This window comes from Agromyces sp. Root81, assembly GCF_001429165.1.
GTDB lineage: Bacteria > Actinomycetota > Actinomycetes > Actinomycetales > Microbacteriaceae > Agromyces.
In genome coordinates this window covers 513,958-534,469 of the sequence record NZ_LMIR01000004.1, presented here as the reverse complement: position 1 = coordinate 534,469, position 20,512 = coordinate 513,958, and the positions used below count along the sequence as shown (strand labels likewise).

General features: G+C 69.9%; 21 protein-coding genes. 13 read left to right on the top strand and 8 right to left on the bottom strand.

The genetic code is table 11. From position 1 onward, the window contains the following. Nucleotide 1: 1 nt before the first annotated feature. A complete protein-coding gene (locus tag ASE14_RS19325; RefSeq protein WP_157373096.1) occupies nucleotides 2-514 on the bottom strand; it encodes a hypothetical protein in 513 nt (170 codons plus the stop codon). A 164-nt stretch (nucleotides 515-678) separates the two neighbouring features. Here ASE14_RS19325 and ASE14_RS19320 point away from each other — a divergent pair, with 164 nt between their 5' ends. Genes ASE14_RS19320 through ASE14_RS19310 form a run of 3 tightly spaced genes read left to right on the top strand, consistent with a single transcriptional unit; the run spans nucleotide 679 to nucleotide 5,179 of the window. After that, nucleotides 679-1,332, top strand: a complete 654-nt coding sequence (locus ASE14_RS19320; RefSeq protein ID WP_082601075.1) for a TetR/AcrR family transcriptional regulator — start codon at nucleotides 679-681, stop codon at nucleotides 1,330-1,332. After that, a complete protein-coding gene (locus ASE14_RS19315; RefSeq protein ID WP_056658935.1) occupies nucleotides 1,326-3,059 on the top strand; it encodes an ABC transporter ATP-binding protein in 1,734 nt (577 codons plus the stop codon). Before ASE14_RS19320 ends, ASE14_RS19315 begins: the two co-directional genes overlap by 7 nt. Continuing rightward, nucleotides 3,056-5,179, top strand: a complete 2,124-nt coding sequence (locus tag ASE14_RS19310) for an ABC transporter ATP-binding protein (protein WP_369816512.1) — start codon at nucleotides 3,056-3,058, stop codon at nucleotides 5,177-5,179. Before ASE14_RS19315 ends, ASE14_RS19310 begins: the two co-directional genes overlap by 4 nt. A 111-nt stretch (nucleotides 5,180-5,290) precedes the next feature. On the opposite strand, the gene ASE14_RS19305 is transcribed toward ASE14_RS19310, so the two are convergent. Together ASE14_RS19305 and fbaA are read right to left on the bottom strand one after the other, a co-directional pair. Next, complete coding sequence (locus tag ASE14_RS19305) at nucleotides 5,291-5,947, bottom strand: DUF6264 family protein (RefSeq protein WP_056658932.1); 657 nt, start codon at nucleotides 5,945-5,947, stop codon at nucleotides 5,291-5,293. A 7-nt stretch (nucleotides 5,948-5,954) separates the two neighbouring features. Next, nucleotides 5,955-6,983: a class II fructose-bisphosphate aldolase gene (gene fbaA, locus ASE14_RS19300; protein ID WP_056658929.1), complete on the bottom strand. Its 1,029-nt coding sequence runs from the start codon at nucleotides 6,981-6,983 to the stop codon at nucleotides 5,955-5,957. A gap of 181 nt (nucleotides 6,984-7,164) precedes the next feature. Here fbaA and ASE14_RS19295 point away from each other — a divergent pair, with 181 nt between their 5' ends. The 4 genes from ASE14_RS19295 (at nucleotide 7,165) to ASE14_RS19280 (ending at nucleotide 11,365) form a co-directional block, all read left to right on the top strand. Continuing rightward, nucleotides 7,165-8,130 carry a fructose-bisphosphatase class II gene (locus ASE14_RS19295; protein ID WP_056658927.1) on the top strand — a complete coding sequence of 322 codons (966 nt, stop codon included), beginning with the start codon at nucleotides 7,165-7,167 and terminating at the stop codon, nucleotides 8,128-8,130. A gap of 184 nt (nucleotides 8,131-8,314) precedes the next feature. Then, the gene (glpX, locus tag ASE14_RS19290) at nucleotides 8,315-9,316 is read left to right on the top strand and encodes a class II fructose-bisphosphatase (protein WP_056658924.1); all 1,002 of its coding nucleotides are present in this window, start codon (nucleotides 8,315-8,317) and stop codon (nucleotides 9,314-9,316) included. Nucleotides 9,317-9,489: 173 nt separating this feature from the next. Further along, nucleotides 9,490-10,869 carry an MFS transporter gene (locus ASE14_RS19285; protein WP_082601073.1) on the top strand — a complete coding sequence of 460 codons (1,380 nt, stop codon included), beginning with the start codon at nucleotides 9,490-9,492 and terminating at the stop codon, nucleotides 10,867-10,869. A 100-nt stretch (nucleotides 10,870-10,969) separates the two neighbouring features. Continuing rightward, nucleotides 10,970-11,365, top strand: coding sequence for a VOC family protein (locus tag ASE14_RS19280; RefSeq protein WP_056658921.1), 396 nt, complete (start codon nucleotides 10,970-10,972; stop codon nucleotides 11,363-11,365). A 7-nt stretch (nucleotides 11,366-11,372) separates the two neighbouring features. Here the strand turns inward: ASE14_RS19280 and ASE14_RS19275 are convergent, their stop codons facing one another. Next, the gene (locus ASE14_RS19275; protein ID WP_056658918.1) at nucleotides 11,373-12,245 is read right to left on the bottom strand and encodes a serine hydrolase; all 873 of its coding nucleotides are present in this window, start codon (nucleotides 12,243-12,245) and stop codon (nucleotides 11,373-11,375) included. 210 nt (nucleotides 12,246-12,455) lie between these two features. On the opposite strand from ASE14_RS19275, the gene ASE14_RS19270 reads away from it, so the two are divergent. Both ASE14_RS19270 and ASE14_RS19265 read left to right on the top strand, forming a co-directional pair. Then, a complete protein-coding gene (locus ASE14_RS19270) occupies nucleotides 12,456-13,373 on the top strand; it encodes an LD-carboxypeptidase (protein ID WP_056658915.1) in 918 nt (305 codons plus the stop codon). A gap of 134 nt (nucleotides 13,374-13,507) precedes the next feature. Beyond that, nucleotides 13,508-14,140, top strand: coding sequence for a MurR/RpiR family transcriptional regulator (locus ASE14_RS19265; RefSeq protein WP_056658912.1), 633 nt, complete (start codon nucleotides 13,508-13,510; stop codon nucleotides 14,138-14,140). Nucleotides 14,141-14,187: 47 nt separating this feature from the next. Here ASE14_RS19265 and rmuC read toward each other — a convergent pair whose 3' ends face one another. Both rmuC and ASE14_RS19255 read right to left on the bottom strand, forming a co-directional pair. Next, nucleotides 14,188-15,546 carry a DNA recombination protein RmuC gene (gene rmuC / locus ASE14_RS19260; protein ID WP_056658909.1) on the bottom strand — a complete coding sequence of 453 codons (1,359 nt, stop codon included), beginning with the start codon at nucleotides 15,544-15,546 and terminating at the stop codon, nucleotides 14,188-14,190. A gap of 55 nt (nucleotides 15,547-15,601) precedes the next feature. Beyond that, nucleotides 15,602-16,219 carry an exonuclease domain-containing protein gene (locus ASE14_RS19255; protein ID WP_056658906.1) on the bottom strand — a complete coding sequence of 206 codons (618 nt, stop codon included), beginning with the start codon at nucleotides 16,217-16,219 and terminating at the stop codon, nucleotides 15,602-15,604. A 135-nt stretch (nucleotides 16,220-16,354) separates the two neighbouring features. On the opposite strand from ASE14_RS19255, the gene ASE14_RS19250 reads away from it, so the two are divergent. Both ASE14_RS19250 and ASE14_RS19245 read left to right on the top strand, forming a co-directional pair. Further along, on the top strand, nucleotides 16,355-17,152 hold the full coding sequence (locus tag ASE14_RS19250) for a class I SAM-dependent methyltransferase (protein ID WP_056658903.1): 798 nt from the start codon (nucleotides 16,355-16,357) through the stop codon (nucleotides 17,150-17,152). Nucleotides 17,153-17,230: 78 nt separating this feature from the next. Continuing rightward, nucleotides 17,231-18,136: a DMT family transporter gene (locus ASE14_RS19245; protein WP_056658900.1), complete on the top strand. Its 906-nt coding sequence runs from the start codon at nucleotides 17,231-17,233 to the stop codon at nucleotides 18,134-18,136. 38 nt (nucleotides 18,137-18,174) lie between these two features. Here ASE14_RS19245 and ASE14_RS19240 read toward each other — a convergent pair whose 3' ends face one another. Then, nucleotides 18,175-18,618, bottom strand: a complete 444-nt coding sequence (locus ASE14_RS19240) for an SRPBCC domain-containing protein (protein ID WP_200953391.1) — start codon at nucleotides 18,616-18,618, stop codon at nucleotides 18,175-18,177. Next, a complete protein-coding gene (locus ASE14_RS19235) occupies nucleotides 18,615-18,929 on the bottom strand; it encodes a helix-turn-helix transcriptional regulator (RefSeq protein WP_056658897.1) in 315 nt (104 codons plus the stop codon). The genes ASE14_RS19240 and ASE14_RS19235 overlap by 4 nt, the downstream gene beginning before the upstream one ends. Before the next feature lie 104 nt (nucleotides 18,930-19,033). Here ASE14_RS19235 and ychF point away from each other — a divergent pair, with 104 nt between their 5' ends. Then, nucleotides 19,034-20,107 (top strand): redox-regulated ATPase YchF, encoded by a 1,074-nt coding sequence (gene ychF / locus ASE14_RS19230; protein ID WP_056658894.1) that lies wholly within the window; start codon nucleotides 19,034-19,036, stop codon nucleotides 20,105-20,107. Next, complete coding sequence (locus ASE14_RS19225) at nucleotides 20,104-20,460, top strand: zinc ribbon domain-containing protein YjdM (RefSeq protein ID WP_056658890.1); 357 nt, start codon at nucleotides 20,104-20,106, stop codon at nucleotides 20,458-20,460. Before ychF ends, ASE14_RS19225 begins: the two co-directional genes overlap by 4 nt. Nucleotides 20,461-20,512 lie beyond the last annotated feature (52 nt).

Here is a 20,512-nt window from a genome sequence, read left to right as displayed (position 1 = left end):
CTTACGCGGTCAGGAGGGGTGCTTTGCCGATCGCTCGGTCGATCGCGGCCCCTGCGGCCCCGAGGGCCAACGCGGCGATCATGGCGCACGCCGAGGTGACCCACACCACGTGAAAGAGCGCGGACGCGCCCGATTCGCGCTGCTGCCACGGAATCACGTGCTCCATCGCGAGATCCACTTGAAGGTAGGGCATCCAGGATGCCGTCCCGATGAGGCCGTAGGTCATCAATGCCGACCCCGCAAGGCTGATCGAGCGGTGGCGGCCCCCGCGAGCCCACGCGTCGGAGCGCGTCAGGTTCACGAGCACGAGCGTGACGCACGCAGCAGACCACAGTGTCCACGCCACCGTGAAGAGCACGATGCCGAAGCGGCTTCCATCATGGAATGTCGCGTACGCCTCCGGAGCGCCCGACCCGAGCGCTCGAGGCGCCACCCACAGCGATGCACAGGCCGCGAATGCGAACGTCGCCGACGCGATCACCAGCACGACTGCTCGAGCAGTCTCTCGACTCATGGCCATGACTCAAGGTAGCGAAACGGATCCATCGGGAGGAACCACCTCCCAATCGCCGGATGCTTCGGCCACTCGTTTCGCCATCGGCGAACAAGGCCGTGCATCGCCGGATTCTCGCGCATCCCGTGGTGGAGTGAGCGCTCACTCCGCGTAGTATCGCCCGCATGACGACGAGTACGGGGCGCGCGATGCGCGCGAAGCCGATGCCGGTCGAAGAGCGTCGAGGGGCGATCGCGCAGGCGACGCTGCCGCTGCTCGTCGCCCACGGCCGCGACGTCACGACCCGGCAGATCGCCGATGCGTCCGGCGTCGCCGAGGGCACACTCTTCCGCGTGTTCGACGACAAGGAGGCGATCATCGACGCGGCCGTCGAGCGCTTCCTCGACCCCGAGCCGTTTCGAGCGGCACTTCGCAGCATCGATCCGTCGCTGCCCCTCGAGATGAAGGTCGAGCTCGTGCTCGCCCGCTTCCTCGACCGGTTCAGCGGCATCTTCGGCGTCTTCGCCGCGCTCGGGGGTCGCCCACGACCGCCGGCGCAGAACCTCGAGATCATCACGAGCATCTTCGAAGAGCTGCTCGCCCCCGACCTCGAGGCGCTGCGCGTGCCGCCCGCCCAGGTCTTCAAGTTCGTGCGACTCGTCGCGTTCTCGTCGGCGATGCCGCAGTTCGGCCCGACCATCGGGCTCGACACCGATCAGCTCGCGCACCTCATCGTGCACGGCATCGCGAAACCGACGGCCGCACCTGCGACCGCGGCATCCGCTGCACCGACCGACCCGACCACCACGACCAGCCCGATGGGAACCGCTCCATGCTGATGAAACTGCTGCGCCGCCACCTGCGGCCGTACTGGGCGCTCCTCGTGGGCGTCGTCGTGTTCCAACTCGCGCAGTCGATCGCCTCGCTCTACCTGCCGACGCTGAACGCCGACATCATCGACGACGGCGTCGCCAAGGGCGACACCGGCTTCATCATCTCCACAGGCGGGGTCATGCTCGCCATCACCCTCGCCCAGGTCGCGTGCGCCATCGCCGCGGTCTACTTCGGCGCGAAGGCGGCGATGGCCTTCGGCCGCGACCTGCGGGTCGCCGTGTTCCGCAAGGTCGCCGACTTCTCGGAACAGGAGGTGTCGCGCTTCGGCGCGCCGAGCCTCATCACCCGCTCGACGAACGACGTGCAGCAGGTGCAGATGCTCGTGCTCATGTCGTGCACGATCCTCGTCTCCGCGCCGATCCTCGCGATCGGCGGCGTCATCATGGCGCTCCGCGAAGACCTCGCCCTCTCGTGGATCATGGTCGTCGCCGTTCCCGTGCTGCTGATCTCGGTCGGGCTCATCATCAGCCGCATGGTGCCTCTGTTCCAGTCGATGCAGAAGCGCATCGACGGCGTGAACCGGGTGCTCAGGGAGCAGCTCACCGGCATCCGGGTCATCCGGGCCTTCGTGCGAGAAGGCGTCGAGAGCGAGCGTTTCGACGAGGCGAACGACGCGCTCACGGATACCGCCCTGAAGGCCGGACGCCTCTTCGCGCTCGTCTTCCCGGTCGTCATGCTCGTGCTCAACGTCTCGAGCATCGCGGTGCTCTGGTTCGGCGCCTTCCGCGTCGAAGACGGCTCGATGCAGATCGGCTCGCTCACCGCGTTCCTCAGCTACCTCATCCAGATCCTGATGGCCGTCATGATGGCGACGATGATCGCCTTCCTGCTGCCGCGCGCCGCGGTCTCGGCGGGCCGCATCGGCGAGGTGCTCGAGACCGCGTCGAGCGTCGTCGATCCCGACCACCCCGTCTTCGGCCTGACCGCTCCCGGCGCCGTGGAGTTCCGCGGCGTGGACTTCGCCTACCCCGGCGCCGAGGAGCCCGTGCTGCACGGCGTGAGCTTCGTCGCCGAACCCGGCCAGGTGACGGCGATCATCGGCGCCACCGGCTCGGGCAAGACGACCATCGTCAACCTCGTCGCGCGGCTCTTCGACGCAACAGGCGGCTCTGTGCTCGTCGGCGGCGTCGACGTGCGCGAACTCGACCCCGAGGTGCTCGGCGCCCAGCTCGCCCTCGTGCCGCAGAAGCCGTACCTCTTCGCCGGCACCGTCGGCTCGACGCTGCGCTACGGCGACCCCGACGCGAGCGACGGCGAGCTCTGGAGCGTGCTCGAGACCGCGCAGGCACGGGACTTCGTCGCGGCGATGCCCGGCCAGCTCGACGCCCCCATCGCCCAGGGCGGCACGAACGTGTCGGGTGGGCAGCGACAACGGCTGTCCATCGCCCGCGCCCTCGCGAAACGACCGCCGATCTACCTCTTCGACGACTCCTTCTCGGCACTCGACACGGCGACCGACGCCCGCCTCCGCGCGGCACTGTCGAGCACGGTGTCGGATGCCACGATGATCGTCGTCGCCCAGCGGGTCGCGACGATCGTGGGGGCCGACAAGATCCTGGTCGTCGAAGACGGCCGCATCACGGCGCACGGCACGCATGAGGAACTGCTCGCCAGCTCCGAGGCGTACGCCGAGATCGTCGAGAGCCAGCTGAGCGTGGAGGAGGCGGCATGAGCGAGTCGCAGGGACAGCCGCAGGAGTCCGCCGAGCCGCAGGAGAAGCCGGCCGCGCCGACGCGACCGATCGGTCCGCCTCGCCGCGGCCCGATGGGCGGCGGCCCGATGGGCGGCATGGGCATGCCGGCCGAGAAGTCGATGAACTTCTGGCCGTCGGCCAAGCGCCTGCTGAGCCGGCTCCGTCCCGAGCGCGCGCTCGTCGTGGCCGTGATCCTGCTCGGCGTCGTCAGTGTCGTCTTCTCGGTGCTCGGCCCGAAGATCCTCGGTGAGGCCACGAACATCATCTTCGAGGGCTTCCTCTCGTCGCAGATGCCCGCGGGAGCCACGCAGCAGCAGGTCGTCGATCAACTGCGCGCCTCCGGCGACACCCAGCAGGCCGACATGGTGGCCTCGATGCACCTCGTGCCGGGGCAGGGCATCGACTTCGGCGCCCTCGCGACCGTGCTGCTGTGGGTGCTCGCGCTGTACGTGCTCGCCTCGCTCTTCGGCTGGGCGCAGGGCTACGTGCTGAACGGTGTGACGCAGCGCACGGTCTACCGCCTGCGCCAGGAGGTCGAGGAGAAGCTCCACCGACTGCCACTGTCGTACTTCGACAAGATGCAGCGCGGCGAGCTGCTCTCACGAGTGACGAATGACATCGACAACGTCTCGCAGTCGCTGCAGCAGACGATGAGCCAGTTGCTCACGTCGCTCCTCACGGTCGTCGGCGTGCTCGTGATGATGTTCATCATCTCGCCGCTGCTGGCGGTCATCGCGCTCGTCACCATCCCTCTCACGATCCTCATCACGACGGTCATCGCGAAGCGCTCGCAGAAGCTCTTCGTGGCGCAGTGGACCCACACGGGCACGCTCAACGCGCAGATCGAGGAGGCCTACTCGGGCCACGCCCTCGTGCGCGTCTTCGGCCGCCGCCGCGAGGTCGAGCGCGGGTTCGACGACAAGAACGACCAGCTCTACGAGGCGAGCTTCGGCGCGCAGTTCGTGAGCGGCATCATCATGCCCGCCATGATGTTCGTCGGCAACCTCGTCTACGTCGCGATCGCCGTCGTCGGCGGCCTCATGGTCGCGGCCGGCAGCATCAGTCTCGGCGACGTGCAGGCGTTCATCCAGTACTCGCGGCAGTTCACGCAGCCGCTCAGCCAGCTCGGCTCGATGGCGAACCTCCTGCAATCGGGCGTCGCGAGCGCCGAGCGGGTCTTCGAGCTGCTCGACGCCGACGAGCAGGTGCCCGACCCGGTGGAGCCCGAGGCGCCGGTCGACGCTGACGGCGAGGCATCCGGCCGGCTCGTCTTCGACGACGTCTCGTTCAGCTACGACCCCGCGAAGCCGCTCATCGCCGACCTCTCGCTCACCGCCGAACCCGGGCAGTCGATCGCGATCGTCGGCCCGACCGGCGCGGGCAAGACCACGCTCGTGAACCTCATCATGCGCTTCTACGAGCTCGACTCCGGGCGCATCACCCTCGACGGCGTCGACATCACGCGCATGACGCGCGACGAGCTGCGAGCGCGCATGGGCATGGTGCTGCAGGACACCTGGCTGTTCACGGGCACGATCCGCGACAACATCGCCTACGGGCGACCGGATGCCTCGGAGGAGGAGATCCTCGAGGCGGCCCGTGCCACGTACGTCGACCGCTTCGTGCGGACGCTCCCCGACGGGTACGACACGGTGCTCGACGACGAGGCGTCGAACCTCTCGGCCGGTGAGAAGCAGCTCGTGACCATCGCGAGGGCGTTCCTCGCGCAGCCGGCCGTGCTCATCCTCGACGAGGCGACGAGCTCGGTCGACACCCGCACCGAGCTGCTGCTGCAGCACGCCATGAACGCGCTGCGCGAGGACCGCACGAGCTTCGTGATCGCGCACCGGCTCTCGACGATCCGCGACGCCGACCTCATCCTCGTGATGGAGGACGGGCGCATCGTCGAGCAGGGCGACCATGCCGAGCTGCTCGCCGTCGGCGGCGCGTACACGCGGCTCTACGAGGCGCAGTTCGCGGCCCCCGCCGACGCGGAATCGCTCGTCGACCCCGAGGATGTCGCGGGACCGGGGCTGGGAACGGGAGCGGACCCGGCGACGGGCGGCGTGCAGGCGGTGCCGGAGGGCGCCGCGAGCTGACCTGCTGCGCTCGCGGTGGAACGACGAAGTCCGCCCTTCCGAAACTATTGGAGGGCGGACTTCGACGGTTGGATGAGGCGCTGCGGCGAAGCAGCCTGCTGCCGACTCGGCCTACGGCTGGGCGGGGGCCAACGACTGCAGGAAGGCCGGGTCGCTCGCGAACACGAGCATGCCCACGATCACCACGACGATGAACGCCGCGACGCCCGCGACGAGCGGGATCCACCACGCCATGCGGCCGGCTCGCATCCGCGCCCGTGACCAGAGCAGTGCCCCGAGCCACAGCGCGACCTGCAGGGCGATGCCGACGAAGATGAACACGGGCACGGCGGGGCCGGGAGTGAAGTCGGCCGGGCCGTCGATGCCGAGCATCGATGCCGAGAGCTTCGCCGACTCGAGGGCCGTCGTCGGCAGCTGGAAGAGCGCCAGGCTGTTGTAGAGCGCGCCGAACACGCCGAACACGAGCAGCGTGATCGTCCACATGCGATCGATCGGGTGTGCGCGGGTTGCCGCGGAACCCACGGCGGTGGAACCGGGGGCTGCCACCGGCGCAGCGACCGCAGCCGCTGCGGCCGCCGCGCTCGCCGCGGCGCGCTCATCGACGGGCGGCGTCCAGGTCCACCCTTCGGGGGCGTACTCGCCGTACTGCGGACGAGGCCGCTCGTCGCGGGGCGGCGACGGCACCGTGGGCGGGGTCGCCGCCTCGGCGTGCATCGCTGCGGCGTCGCCCGACTCGTCGGGCGTTCGAGCGGCCTCGTGCTGCGACATCCGTGCCTTACGCGCTGATCGACTGGGTGGCGGAACCGAGCTGACGCGTCGACTCGCCGACGCGTGCGGCCATGGCAGTCTCGGCGATCTTGCCCCAGGCGCGCGGGTCGTACTGCTTCTTGTTGCCGACACCGCCGTCGACCTTCAGCACGCCGTCGTAGTTCTTGAGCATGTAGTCGGCGATCGCACGCGTGTAGGCGTACTGCGTGTCGGTGTCGATGTTCATCTTCACGACGCCGTTCGCGACGGCCTCGGCGATCTCGGCGTCGGTCGAGCCCGAACCGCCGTGGAAGACGAGGTCGAGGGGCTTCGCGCCGAGGCTGTACTTCGCGGCGAGGCCGTCCTGGATCTCCTTCAGGAGCTCGGGGCGCAGCTTCACGTTGCCGGGTGCGTAGACGCCGTGCACGTTGCCGAAGGTGAGGGCGGCCATGTAGCGGCCCTGCTCGCCGAGGCCGAGCGCCTCGACGGTCGCGATCGCATCGTCGAGCGTCGTGTAGAGGCTGTCGTTGATGTCGTGGCTGACACCGTCCTCCTCGCCGCCGACGACGCCGATCTCGACCTCGAGGATGGCGTTGATCGCCTTCATGCGGGGGAGGATCTCCTTGGCGATCTCGAGGTTCTCGGCGAGCGGCACGGCCGAGCCGTCCCACATGTGGGACTGGAAGATCGGGTTGCGGCCGGCCTTGACCTCGGCCTCGGAGGCCTCGATGAGCGGGAAGACGAAGTCGGCGAGGGCGGGCTTCGGGCAGTGGTCGGTGTGCAGCGCCACCGTGATGGGGTAGCTCTTGGCGACCTCGTGGGCGAACTTCGCGAACGCGAGGGCGCCGGTGGCGCGGGCCTTCACCGTGTGGCCGGCGAAGTAGTCGGCGCCGCCGGTGGTGACCTGGATGATGCCGTCGGAGCCCGCCTCGGTGAGGCCCTGCAGCACCGCGTTGAGCGTCTGCGAGGAGGAGACGTTGAAGGCCGGGAACGCGAAGCCCTTGGCCTTCGCGGTGTCCAGCATCTCGGCGTACTGCTCAGGGGTGGCGATGGGCATGGTGCTCCTTCGGACGACAGTGGGTTTGGCGTCGAGTCTACCGACTTGCCGAGGTGTGCTCAGGTGTCGCCGGATTCGGAGATCTGCGCAGATTCGGATCCCGTGCCGCAGATGCATCCGTATTCGCGCAGATCTCCGCGGTAGCGGGGTGAGCGCCGCTCGGGGAGGGCAGGATGGACGCGTGCCGACCGACCCGCTCCGCCTCGCCGAACTCGGACTCGTCGACGGATTCCGCCGCGCGACAGCGCTCGCCGCTCTCGCCGCAGCGCCCCTCGTCGGCTCGGGCGACGGCCACGGCGTCGACGCGCTCGCCGTGCGGGCGCTGCGCACTGCGCTCGGCGGGCTCGACGTCGACGGGGTCGTCGTGGTCGGCGAGGGGGAGAAGGACGAGGCGCCCATGCTCTTCGTGGGCGAGCGGTTCGGACGCGCCGGCCGTGATGCGCCCGCGCTCGATCTCGCCGTGGACCCGGTCGACGGCACGCGACTCGCCGCGTCGGGAGCGCCCGGTGCGATGGCCGTGCTCGCGGTGGCGCCGCGCGGTGCGCTCGCCGCGCTCGGCGCCGCCCACTACCTCGAGAAGCACGTCACGTGGCTTCCGGATGCCCCGGCCGGCGCCTCCGTCGGCGAACTCGTCGCCCGCATCGCGGCGGCGCGGGGCATCGCGCCGTCCGAGGTGCGGGTCGCCGTGCAGGAGCGGCCGAGGAACGAGGGGTTCGTCGCCGAGGCGCGGGCGGCAGGGGCATCCGTCGAGCTCTTCGTGCACGGCGACGTCGAGCGGAGCTTGCGTGCGGCAGGCGGCGGAGCTGGGCTCGACCTCGTTTCGGGCATCGGCGGGGCGCCGGAGGGCGTGCTGACCGCAGCGGCAGTGCGCGCGCTCGGCGGCTCGATGTGGGCGCGACTCGCGCCCCAGTCGGGCGGGGAGCGGGAGCGACTGCTGGCCGGCGGCCTCGCGCTCGATCGCGTCTGGTCGCTCGGCGAGCTCTGCAGCGCGCCGGCCTGGGTGTTCCTCAGCGCGGTGACCGGGTGTGCACCGGGCGGCGTGGTCATGCCCGGCGTGCGAACGATGCCGGGCGGTGAGGCCGTGGTGAGCACCTGGCACGCGGGGCCGGGCGTCGCCGCGGTCGTCGGCGAGGTGCGCACCGAGTGAGGCGCCCGGCTCGGCGCGCGGCCCGGCGCGCCGGCGCGCCCTGAACGTCAGGTTAAGAATGCACATTCTTTCATCGCCTCCGCGCGGAAAACGGGCGAGATCAGTGGGCGTGCTGCATAGGCTTGAGGAATCGTTCCATGGCCGCCCGACTGGCCGGCCGCACTAGCGTCCGGGAGGACCCTCGATGGTGAGCACCGACACCGCAAGCCTGTTCTTGCACCCCGACCGCAACATCGCACTCGAACTCGTGCGCGCCACCGAGGCCGCGGCGATCCGTTCGTACCCGTGGATCGGTCGGGGCGACAAGCTCGGCGCCGACGGCGCGGCGGTCGACGCGATGCGCGCCTTCCTCGGCACGGTGAACTTCGACGGCGTCGTCGTCATCGGCGAGGGCGAGAAGGACGAAGCCCCGATGCTCTTCAACGGGGAGCGCGTGGGCAACGGGCGCGGCCCTGCCTGCGACATCGCGGTCGACCCGATCGACGGCACCTCGCTCACGGCGGCCGGGCGCCAGAACGCGCTCTCGGTGATCGCCGTCTCCGATCGCGGCACCATGCTCGACGCCTCGTCGGTCTTCTACATGGACAAGATCGTCACGGATGCAGCGGGCATCGGTGTCGTCGACATCCGCAAGCCCATCGGCGAGAACCTGCGGGCGCTCGCCGCGGCCAAGGGCAAGCAGGTCGGCGAGATGCGCGTCGCCGTGCTCAACCGTCCTCGTCATGAGCAGCTCATCGCCGACATCCGCGCCGCAGGCGCCGGCACCCGGCTCATCAGCGACGGCGACGTCGCGGGCGGCATCAACGCGGCACGCTACGACTCGCGCATCGACATGTGCGTCGGCATCGGCGGCAGCCCCGAGGGCATCACCACCGCGTGCGCGATCAAGGCGCTCGGCGGCTTCATGCAGGGCCGCCTCGCGCCGAAGGACGACGCGGAGCGCGCCCGCGGCGAGGCGGCCGGCCTCGACTGCGACCAGGTCTACGAGCTCGACGACCTCGTGAAGGGCGACAACACCTTCTTCGTCGCGACGGGCGTGACCGACGGCGAGCTCATCGACGGCGTCTCGCGTAAGGGCCCGATCCTTCGCACCGAGTCGATCGTGCTGCGCGGCAAGTCCGGCACGATCCGCCGCGTGCGGGCCGACCACCTGATCGAGAAGTGGCTCGTCGACGACATGCTGTGACGCGCCGGCAGGCGTGGCGGATGGTGCGTGACCAGCCGTCGAGATGACACGAGTCGTCGCAGATCGCGCAGGTGAAGCGACGACAACTGTCCGCTCGGCGGCGAACCGGCACCGGTGCGAGCGTTCGCTCCGGGCGCACCACCCATGACGGTGGCCCGAGACATGATGGACAGGTGACCACCGCCGCTCGACTCCCGCGCGCCCTCCGACCCTTCGGATCGGGCCAGTACCGGCTGCTCACGACGGCGCTCGCGGCGTCCCTGCTGAGCGCCGGAGCATGGATCGTCTCCGCCGTCTGGCAGGTCGTCGAACTCGGCGGCACGCCCGTCGACCTCTCGTTCGTGGCCGTCGGGTCGAGCCTCGGGCTCGTGCTCGCGGTGCTCTTCGGCGGTGTCGCCGCCGACCGCATCCCGCAGCGGCGCATCCTGCTCACGGTCGAGGTCGTGCGCGGCGTCGGCTTCTCGGTGGCGGCGTTCCTCGCGATCAGCGGGCAAATCGAGGTGTGGCACATCGCCGTCATCTCGTTCGCGCTCGGCATCGCCGACGGATTCTTCTACCCCGCCTACTCGGCCTGGCTGCCGGCCATCCTGCCCGAGGGGCAGCTGCTCGCCGCCAACGGCATCGAGGGCGTGCTGCGGCCGTCGGTGATGAACGCCGCCGGTCCCGCGATCGCGAGCGCCCTGATCGCACTGCAGGGGCCGTGGCTCGCGTTCGCGGTCGTCGCGGTCCTCCAGGTCGTCGCCGCGGCGGTGCTCGGCGTGATGCGCACGACTCCCGTGCGACGGGTGCTCGACGGGCCGCCGGTGCATCCGGTGCGCCAGACCTTCATCGACCTGGGCGACGGCTTCGCCTACCTCCTCCGCACGCGATGGCTCTTCGCGACGCTCGTCTTCTCGATCCTGCTGGTCTTCGTCATCATGGGCCCGATCGAGGTGCTCCTGCCGTTCGCCGTGAAGGACCAGACCGGTGGCGGCGCCGGGGCGTTCGCCCTCGCGCTCGCCGCGTTCGGCGTCGGCGGGGCGATCGGTTCGCTCGCGGTCGCGTCCATGCGACTGCCGCGGCGCTACCTGACGCTCATGATCCTTGCGTGGGGCTTCGGATGCCTCCCGCTCGCGATCATCGGATTCACCTCGTGGCTCTGGGTGATGGTCGTGGCGCTCTTCATCTGCGGCCTGCTGTTCTCGGGCGCGAGCGTCGTGTGGGGCACGTTGTTGCAGCGACGCGTGCCGCCCGCGATGCTCGGCCGGGTGTCGAGCCTCGACTTCTTCGTCTCGCTCGCGCTCATGCCGATCTCGATGGCCGTCGCGGGCCCGGTGGGCGAGTGGATCGGCATCGCGCCGGCGTTCCTCATCGCCGGCCTCGTGTCGCCGTTGCTCGCGATCGGCACATTGGCGTTCGCCCGCCTCGGGCAGGACGAGCTCGCGCACCCGCTCGACGCGATGCTCGACGCCGAGCCGGTGACTGGCGCAGAGGCCGCTGCCGGCTTCGAGCCGCCCGTCGACGAGCCGCACGACCGTGAGTTCGGCGCGCGCACCGACCCTGAACCCGGTTAACGCCCTGTCAGGGGTCGACGTCTGCCGGGCCGCGTGCGAGTCTGGGCGTCGAGGTGCGCACGCGCACGAGTGGCGCACCTATCGGTGAGAGGGGTTCACGATGGTCACGGTTCGAGATGCGTTTCCGGGGTTCAGCGTCGACGACGTCGAGGCGGCCCGCGAGTTCTACGGCACGAGACTGGGGTTGCCGGTGGGCGACGAACCCGGCGCGGGTGCACTGCGCATCACGCTGCCGTCGGGCCAGGGGGTCTTCATCTACCCGAAGCCGAACCACGAGCCGGCGAGCTTCACGATCTTGAACCTCGTGGTCGACGACATCGACCGCGCGGTCGACGAGCTGAACGCGGCGGGTGTGGTGACGAAGATCTACACCGCGCCCGACGACTTCGGCACCGACGAACGCGGCATCGCGCGAGGCTCGGCCAGCGGCCAGGGCCCGGACATCGCGTGGTTCACCGATCCAGCAGGCAACGTGCTGAGCGTGCTCGTCGGCTGAGCGGGCCTCACCCGTCGGTCGGGCGGGCCGTGACCGATCGCTCGAGGGCGCCGCGGAGTTCGGCCCCGATCGCCGTCATGCGCTCGAGCACCGCATCGCGACGGTCGATCGCGTCGTGCCAGTTCGCCAGCACCGCCCAAGCGAGCCCAGCGCCGTCGACGATGTCGCAGACTCCGATGTCGATGCGCGCGGTGCTGATGGTGCCGGTCTTGTTGCGCAGCAGGAATCCGTTGTCCGGTTCGGTGTGGGCGAGCGGATCGACGCCGAACGGTGCGGCGACCATCGACTGGTCGGTGTTGAGCGCGAGCCACCCGAGCACTCGGGCCGAGACCTGCCGAGAGACGATGCGCCCCTGGGAGAGGTCGGCCATCAGGCGTACGAGTTCGGCCGCGTTGCCGCGCGAGAGCGTCGGCGGATGCTGCGGGCCGCGGTCATCTCGCACCCGGTCGAGCAATGCCGACGACGCGAAGCCGAGCGCTCGGCCGGTCTCACCGATGCGGTCGATGCCGAGCCGGCGTACGAGCACGTTGGTGGCCAGGTTGTCGCTCACGGCTCCGATCAGGGCGCAGGCGTCGCGGATGCTCAGCGCTCCTGCGTCGAGCACATGCCAGAGCCCGGAGTCGGCGACGAGATCTTCGGGACGGCGCTCCACGAGCTCATCCAGATCGAGCTCGCCGGTCTCCGCCTGACGTGCCGCCTCGATGAGCAGGAACACCTTCCCGACGCTCGCGGTCTTGAGCACCCGATCGGGGTGGTGGGACCACAGCAGTGCACCGGTGCTCGCGTCGGCGACTGCCGCCGACCATTCGACGGAGCCGAGGTCGGCCAGGTCCGCCGAGATCGCCTCGTCGAGCCCCTGCACGTTCCATCGCTCGGTCATCGCGGCTCCTCACGTCGTTTGCGGCTCTCGATGCTGAAACGATGCTCAACGGCCTGTTACGCACCGTATCATCGAGCAACGCCTGCGTACAGCGACCGTCCGCCTCGGTGTACGCCGGGCGCGAAACCGCGAATCACTGCCGATCGCGGCGCCATGAATGGGGTGCCATGCGGAACGTAAGTTGCCAAGCCATGAAGATCTGGAGCCCGGATGACCACGACCGAACTCGGCCCACTCAGCCCCGGCGCGCGCGTCGCCCTCGTCGCGCCGAGCGGGCCGCCACCGTCGGAGTTGCTTGCCCGCTCGCTCGAACTGCTCGTGGAGTGGGGGCTCGAACCCGTCGTGTACCCGAGCGCGACGGCGGAGCATCCGCGTGCGCGCTATCTCGCAGGCTCTGACTCGCAGCGCGCTGCCGACCTGCAGGATGCCTGGTGCGACGAGACGATCGACGCCGTGTTCTGCGCTCGTGGCGGATACGGCTCCGTTCGGATGATCGACCTTCTCGACCACGAGGCGCTCGCTGCCGCGACCCCGAAGCCGCTGTGCGGCAGTTCGGATGTGACGGGCATCCACGAGTACTGGCTCGAGCGGCTGGGACTGGCGACCTGGTTCACGCCGATGACGGCGACCGCGGACCTGCTCGACGACCCCGATGCCGTCGAGAGCCTCCGGAGAGCCGTCTTCGAGCCCGCGTCGGGTCGAACGTTCACCGCGCCGGACGCCGAGACGATCGTGGCCGGCGAGGCGCATGGCCGGATCATCGGCGGCAACCTCAGCCTGCTCGCGATGACGCTCGGAGCTCACGGCCGGCCGGTCGCAGACCACAGCGGGTGCATCGCGTTGCTCGAAGACGTCGACGAGGAGCCGTACCGGCTGGACGGCCTGTTGACCTCGCTGCTCCGGGCCGGCTGGTTCGACGGAGTCGCCGGCATCGCTCTCGGGAGCTGGAAGGGGTGCGGCGATCTCGCCGAGGTCCGCGCCCTCGCAGAGGAGTTGCTTGCTCCGCTCGGCATCCCGCTCGTGTGGGAGCTCGGCTTCGGTCACGGACCTCGTGCCTCGAGCGTCCCGCTCGGGGTGCAGGGGACGTTGTCGGCCGGGCCGACGCCCGAGCTCGTCATTGCAGGGTGAGCCGATGAACGACCGCGAGAGGGCGGTCTGCGAACGGTACGACGCCGAGAACGCCCCCAGTCCGGGGCTCTGCACGGGTGTCGCTGTCGCTGGCACCGCCCTCGACCGTGCACGATTGCATCGGAAGGGATGACATGGCGTCAGACGAACTCGGGAGTCCGCACGAACGATACGACGCGCGCGTGCAGCGGCGCTCTGCGCTCCTGCTCAAGCGGCGCATCGTGGAACAGGAGCGCGAGCACTTCCTCGCGGCGCTCGACTGGGCTCACGAAGAGGGTGCTTTCGAGCGCATCGCCGCGACGATCGTGGCATCGCGTCGTCGATTCATCCTCGGCGCGGCGAAGTCGTTCACCTACGCGTCGCTGCTCGCGATGGACCTGAGCGCCGGGCTCGCCAACGTGTCCCTCATCGACGGCACGATCGTGCGGCCGCTCGACGTGCTGAGCGACGTCCGCTCGACCGATGTGCTCGTGGCGATCTCGCTCTCGCGGTACCGCAAGTACACGGTTGACATCGCCCGGCGGTTCGCGGAGGCCGGAGGAACGTTGATCGTCATCACCGATTCAGCCGATGCCCCGCTCGCCGACGTGGCCCAGGAGCTGCTCATCGTCGACACCGAGAGCGCCTCGTTCGCCAACTCGCCGACCACGGTCGCGCTCGTGATCCATGTGCTCGTCACCCTGACGACGGCGAGTGCCAAGGGCGCGGGTCGCCGGCTGCAGGAACGCGACCGACTGAGCGAGAGCCTCGACCTGTACTACGACTAGGCCTCGACCTGTACTACGACTAGTCGAGATGGCCGGCGCGGAGCGGTTCAGTCAGCGTCTGCGGGGTTCTCGAGTTGGCGACGCAGCTCGGGGTCGAGGTCGGCGCCGGACGTTGCGACCAGTTCGTACGCCGTGAGCTCGCGGGGCGCTTCTTCGATGCCCGTGAGGGGCGCGAGCACCTTCGACTCGTCGAGCGCGCCGAGCTTGCGGGCGGTCGGCAGCACCTGCCGTTCGAGGGAACCGACGAACGCGTTGTAGTCCTTCACGCTGCGCTCGATGGTGCGGCCGAGCTTCTCGATGTGGCTCGCCGTCGTCGAGAGGCGCGAGTACAGCTCGCGGCTGAGGTCGAACAACGTCTTCGCCTCGTTCGTGAGCACGTCTTGCTGCCACGAGAACGCGACGGTCTTCAGCACCGACCACAGGGTGACCGGCGAGGCGAGGGCGACCCGCTTCGAGAACGCGAACTCCATGATGGTCGGGTCGGCCTCCATGGCTGCGGAGACGAGCGACTCGCTCGGGATGAACGCGATGACGAGTTCGGGGGAGGCGTCGAGGCCGTTCCAGTACCCCTTCGAGCCGAGCGCCGTGATGTGCGCCCGAACGGCGGCGACGTGCTGCTTCATGAACTCGGCGCGTCGCGCACCCTCCGCCCCGCTCGCGGTGGCGGGAATCTGGCTCGCCTCGAGGTAGGCGTTGAACGGCACCTTCGCGTCGACCGCGATCGACTTGCCGCCGGGCAGGCGCACGACCATGTCGGGGCGGCCGTGGCCGGAGTCGCTCGTGATGCTCGACTGCACGTCGAAGTCGACTCGCTCGATGAGACCGGCGGCCTCGACGACGCTGCGCAGCTGCGTCTCGCCCCAGACACCGCGCGTGCTGTTCGAGCGAAGCGCCGATGCCAGGGACTCCGCCGTCGACCTCAGCCGCTCCTCGGACTCCGCGGCGGACTTCAACTGTTGGGTCAGCTCGCCGTGCTGGAGGCTGCGCTGGCTCTCGAGCTGGGTCACCTTGGACTGCATCTCGGTGAGCGACTGCTTCACCGGGGCGAGGGCCTGGAGGACTTTGCTCTCTGCGGCGTCGCGCGCCTCGCGGGCCTGGACCTCGGCGCGCTGCCGCTCCACGAGCTCGCGGTACTGGTGCTGTGCGGAGAGGATCTGCTCGCGGAGCGCCTCTGCCGTCGCCTGCGTCGAGGCGAGCTCTTCTCGGAGCACCGCCTTCGCGGCCTCCTCACCGACGCGCACCTCGGCGAGCCGGGCCTGCATGCGGGCTTCGACGAGTGCCGGGTCTTCGGCGACCGGGGCCCCGGCGGCGACCTGCGCCGCGCGGCGCTGCAGCACGAGCGCGGCCACGAGGGCGCCGAGCGCGATGCCGACGATGAGGCCGATGACGAGGGCGAGGATGTCCATGCCCACAGTGTCGCAGTGCCCGCCGACATCCGCGGGCCGATGCCCCGGCGGGCCGCTACTGCAGCGCCATGGGACCGTGCGCCGCACGGTCGTCGCGCGTGGCGACCGGGCCGATCGCGCCGATCTTCACCCGGGTGATGTGCGCGAGCCGGTCGAGGTCGTCGACCTCGTGCCGGGCCGCAGCGTGCACCATGATCGCGGCGCAGGCCTCGGCGTCGGCGAGCGCGTCGTGGTGCGAGAAGCCCTCGAAGCCCGCAGCCATCGCCGCGACGGGCAGGCGGTAGGAGTCGAGGTGGTAGGTGCGCCGGGCGACCTGCAGGCTGCAGAGGTAGCGGAAGTCGGGCACCTCGAGGCCGAGGGCGGTCGAGGTCTTCGCGATGACGCCCATGTCGAAGCCCGCGTTGTGGGCCACGAGCATGTCATCGCCGGCGAACTCGCGGAGCGCCGGCAGGTGCACCGACCAGTCGTCGGCGCGGGCGACCATCTCGGGCGTGATGCCGTGGATGCGGATGTTCCACTCCGAGAACTCGTTGTGCGGGAACGGCGGACGGATGTAGCGGTGCTCCCGCTCGACGACGCGCCCCGCCCGCACCTTCACGAGCCCCACTGAGCAGGCCGACGCACTCGACGAATTGGCGGTCTCGAAGTCGATCGCGGTGAAGTCCACTGGCACACAGGCATCGTCGCACGCCGGGCCGACACCGCCCGCCACCCGCGCCGCGAACGCCGAGGTTGACGGATGCCCCGGGCAGGGCGTGGAATGGCGGTGACCCGGGTCGGCCGGGGCGATGTGAGGAGAGCAATCGCGATGAACGATCGACCCGAGGCCTCGAAGCCCCGCGAGCACGGACTCGTCGCCGACCCGTCCGACCCCGCGACGCTCGAGAGTGCGCGATCGTTCGGCGCAGCGGCATCCGTCTACCATCAGGCCCGGCCCGGCTACCCGACCGAGGCGATCGCCTGGCTGATCGGCGACGCGACGCGCGTGCTCGACCTCGGCGCCGGCACCGGCAAGCTCACCGAGGCGCTCGTCGCCCTCGACCGCGAGGTGATCGCGGTCGACCCCGTCGAGGAGATGCTCGAGGAGCTCGAGGTGGCGGTGCCCGGGGTGCCGCGCCTCCTCGGCACGGCCGAGGACATCCCGATCGAAGACGACGCGGTCGACGCGGTCGTCGCCGGGCAGGCGTGGCACTGGTTCCAGCCCGATCGCGCGATCCCCGAGATCGCACGGGTGCTGCGTCCGGGCGGTGTGCTCGGCCTCGTCTGGAACAGCCGCGACACCCGCGTCGACTGGCTCCGCGAGGCCGGGGAGATCATGCACGAGCGGCACGACGCGAGCGCCACCTTCGAGAGCTACGTGCAGGTCGGGCCGCCGTTCGGCGAGATCGCCGAGCACACCGTCGAATGGGGTGCCCGGATGTCGCGGGAGGGGTTCCTCGACCTCGTGCGTTCGCGCAGCTACTTCATCACGGCGTCGCCCGAGGAGCAGCACGCGACCATCGTCGCGCTCGAGACGCTGCTGTCGACGCACCCCGACCTCGCCGGCGCCGACGAGCTCGTCGTGCCGTACGTGACGCGCTGTTTCCGCGCCGTGCTCGCGAACTGAACGAGAGACCGCACTCACGACGGTGCTCGACGACGCGACCGGCGCGATCCGGCCCGAGCGAGACCGTATCCTGACCTGATGCATCGCGGACGGGCGTACCTGGCACTCGCGCTCGCCAACCTGTTCTGGGCGGGCAACTACGTCTTCGGCGAGATGGTGACCGCCGAGATCTCGCCCGTCTCGCTCACGTTCTGGCGCTGGGTGTTCGCCGCGATCCCGCTGCTCGTGCTCGCCTGGGCGATCGAACGGCCCGACTGGCGGGCTGCAGTGCGCGAGTGGCCGCTGCACCTGCTGCAGTCGGCGCTCGGCCTCACGGGGTACACACTCTTCCTCTACAGCGCGCTCGGGCTCACCGGCGCGGTGAACGCCTCGGTCATCTCCGCGATCAACCCGGCGACGATCGCGCTCGCCGCGGCGATCTTCCTGCACCAGCGGCTCCGCGGACTGCAGATCGTCGGGCTCGTGGTCGCCTTCGCGGGCGTCACGCTCGTGCTCACGGGCGGCGACGTGCTGGCCGTGCTCGAGCAGGGGTTCCGTGTCGGGGATCTGCTCGTCGTGGCATCCGTCATCGTCTGGACCGCCTACTCGATCGTGGCCCGGCGCCTTCGCACCCCGCCGATCACGGCCACCGCCGTGCAGTCCGTGTTCGCGGTCGTGACGATGCTGCCCCTCGTCGCCGTCGTCGGCGTCACCCTGCCCACCACCGCGGGCAGCATCGCGGGGCTCGTCTACATCGTGATCTTCCCGTCGATGCTGGGCTACGCCCTCTGGAACCTCGGATCAGGCGCCGTCGGTCCGGCCCGCGCCGGCATCTTCCTGAACCTGCTGCCGGTCTTCACGGTGCTCATCGCCGTGGCGCTCGGGCAGTCGCTCGAACCCATCGCGATGGCGGGCGGCGCGCTCGTGCTGCTCGGCGTGTACCTGACGCTCAGGGTCGGTCGGGCAGGGCGAGCGGATGCCGCGACCCACCCGACGCCGCGGTAGGCCTCGCGGGCGGGCACCAGGAACGTGCCGGAACTCGCTCAGGCGGCGGCGGTGAAACGGCCGAGCACGAGATCCCAGCCAGTGTCGTACCCGGGCCGAGCGGCATCGCCGTCGCCGCGGCGCACCCATCCGTCGTGCGTGAGGCGCACGACCGTGCCGCCGTCATCGGGTTCGAAGCCGACGTCGACCGAAGTCGCCTCGTCGGGCGAGCCGCCCGGATGCCAGGTGAACGCCACCCCGGCGGGCGGATCCCAGCGCGTGACGGTGCCCCACACGCTGGAGCCGCCGTCTCGCAGCCGTTCGACGATCTCGCCGCCCACCTGCGCGGGGAAGGCGACGTCGACGGCGTCCGCCTTGCCCACGGAGTGGGTGTCGAGCGGCCACCACGACGACATCCGTGCGGTGAACAGGGCGAACGCCTCGGACTGGGGGAGCGGGACGCGGACGGTCTTCACGATCGCGTCGATGCTCGTGTGCTTCATGACGGACTCCTTGATTCCTGCTCCGCCTGCCCGGCGAAGCGAGTGAGGGCGGTCGTCCAGAATCCGTCGAGCCATGAGCGGAGCGCGTCGACACCCGGGTCGTCGAGGCGGTACACGTTGCGCGTGCCGACCGACTCCCGTGCGACGAGTCCGCTCTCGGCGAGGACCCGCAGATGCTGCGAGACCGCGGGCCTGCTCACGGGCAGGCGCTCGGCGAGTTCACCGACCGCGTGGGGCCGATCACCGAGCAGCTCGATGATGCGACGCCTGGTCGGGTCGCCGAGTGCATTCAGGACTTGGTAAGCCTCCACGAACCGTAAGTTACCACTTACCGGCTGGGTCGGCAACGGTCGATCCCGGGTCTGAGGAGGCGCCCGGACAGTCTCGGAGGTGCCGGCCGGTACGATAGACCCCCGTGGCTCTCACTATCGGAATCGTCGGTCTCCCGAATGTCGGCAAGTCGACCCTGTTCAACGCGCTGACCAAGAACCAGGTGCTCGCGGCCAACTACCCGTTCGCGACGATCGAACCGAACATCGGCGTGGTGAACCTGCCCGATCCGCGGCTCGAGACCCTCGCCGGCATCTTCGGCTCGGAGCGCATCCTGCCCGCCGCAGTGTCGTTCGTCGACATCGCCGGCATCGTGCGCGGTGCCTCGGAGGGTGAGGGGCTGGGCAACAAGTTCCTCGCCAACATCCGCGAGGCCGACGCGATCGCGCAGGTCGTGCGCGGCTTCGAGGACTCCGACGTCGTGCACGTCGAGGGCACCGTCGACCCGAAGTCCGACATGGAGACCATCAACACCGAGCTGATCCTCGCCGACCTCGAGACTCTCGAGCGCGCCATCCCGCGCTTCGAGAAGGAGATCAAGGGCAAGAAGCTCGACCCCTCGGTGCTCGACGCCGCGAAGGCCGCGCAGGAGGAGCTGCAGAAGGGCACGCCCCTCTCCGCGGCATCCGTCGACCTGAGCCCCATCAAGGAGCTCGGCCTGCTGACGGCCAAGCCCTTCATCTACGTCTTCAACGTGGACGAGACGGTGCTGACCGATGACGCGAAGAAGGCGGAGCTCGCAGCGCTCGTCGCGCCCGCCGAGGCCGTGTTCCTCGACGCGAAGATCGAGTCGGAACTCATCGACCTCGACCCGGTCGACGCCGCCGAGCTGCTCGCCTCGACCGGTCAGGACGAGTCGGGCCTCGACCAGCTCGCCCGCATCGGCTTCGACACGCTCGGCCTGCAGACCTACCTGACGGCGGGCCCCAAGGAGTCGCGCGCCTGGACGATCCCGAAGGGCGCCAAGGCGCCGCAGGCGGCCGGCGTCATCCACACCGACTTCGAGCGCGGCTTCATCAAGGCCGAAGTCATCTCCTTCGCCGACCTCGTCGAGACCGGTTCGGTCGCCGAGGCCCGCGCGAAGGGCAAGGCCCGCATGGAGGGCAAGGACTATGTCATGCACGACGGCGACGTCGTCGAGTTCCGCTTCAACGTATGAGCGACGCGCTTCCGATCTGCCCTGAATGCTCGGGCGAGCACACCTACGAGATGGGTGCCCTGCTCGTCTGCCCCATGTGCGGGCACGAGTGGGTCGCCGATGAGGCTGCAGCGGATGCCGCGGAGCCGGGCCCGCGCGTCATCACCGATGCCGTGGGCAATGTGCTCGCCGACGGCGACACCGTCACGGTCATCAAGGACCTGAAGGTCAAGGGCTCGTCGACCGTCATCAAGGTGGGCACGAAGGTGCGAGGCATCCGGCTCATCGACGGTGTCGGCGACCACGACATCGACTGCAAGGTCGACGGCATCGGCCCGACTCAGCTGAAGTCGAGCGTCGTCAAGAAGGCCTGAGCCTGCGTGCGCTTCGCGGTTCGCGGTGCGCCGAGGAGACGTCGCGGGTGGC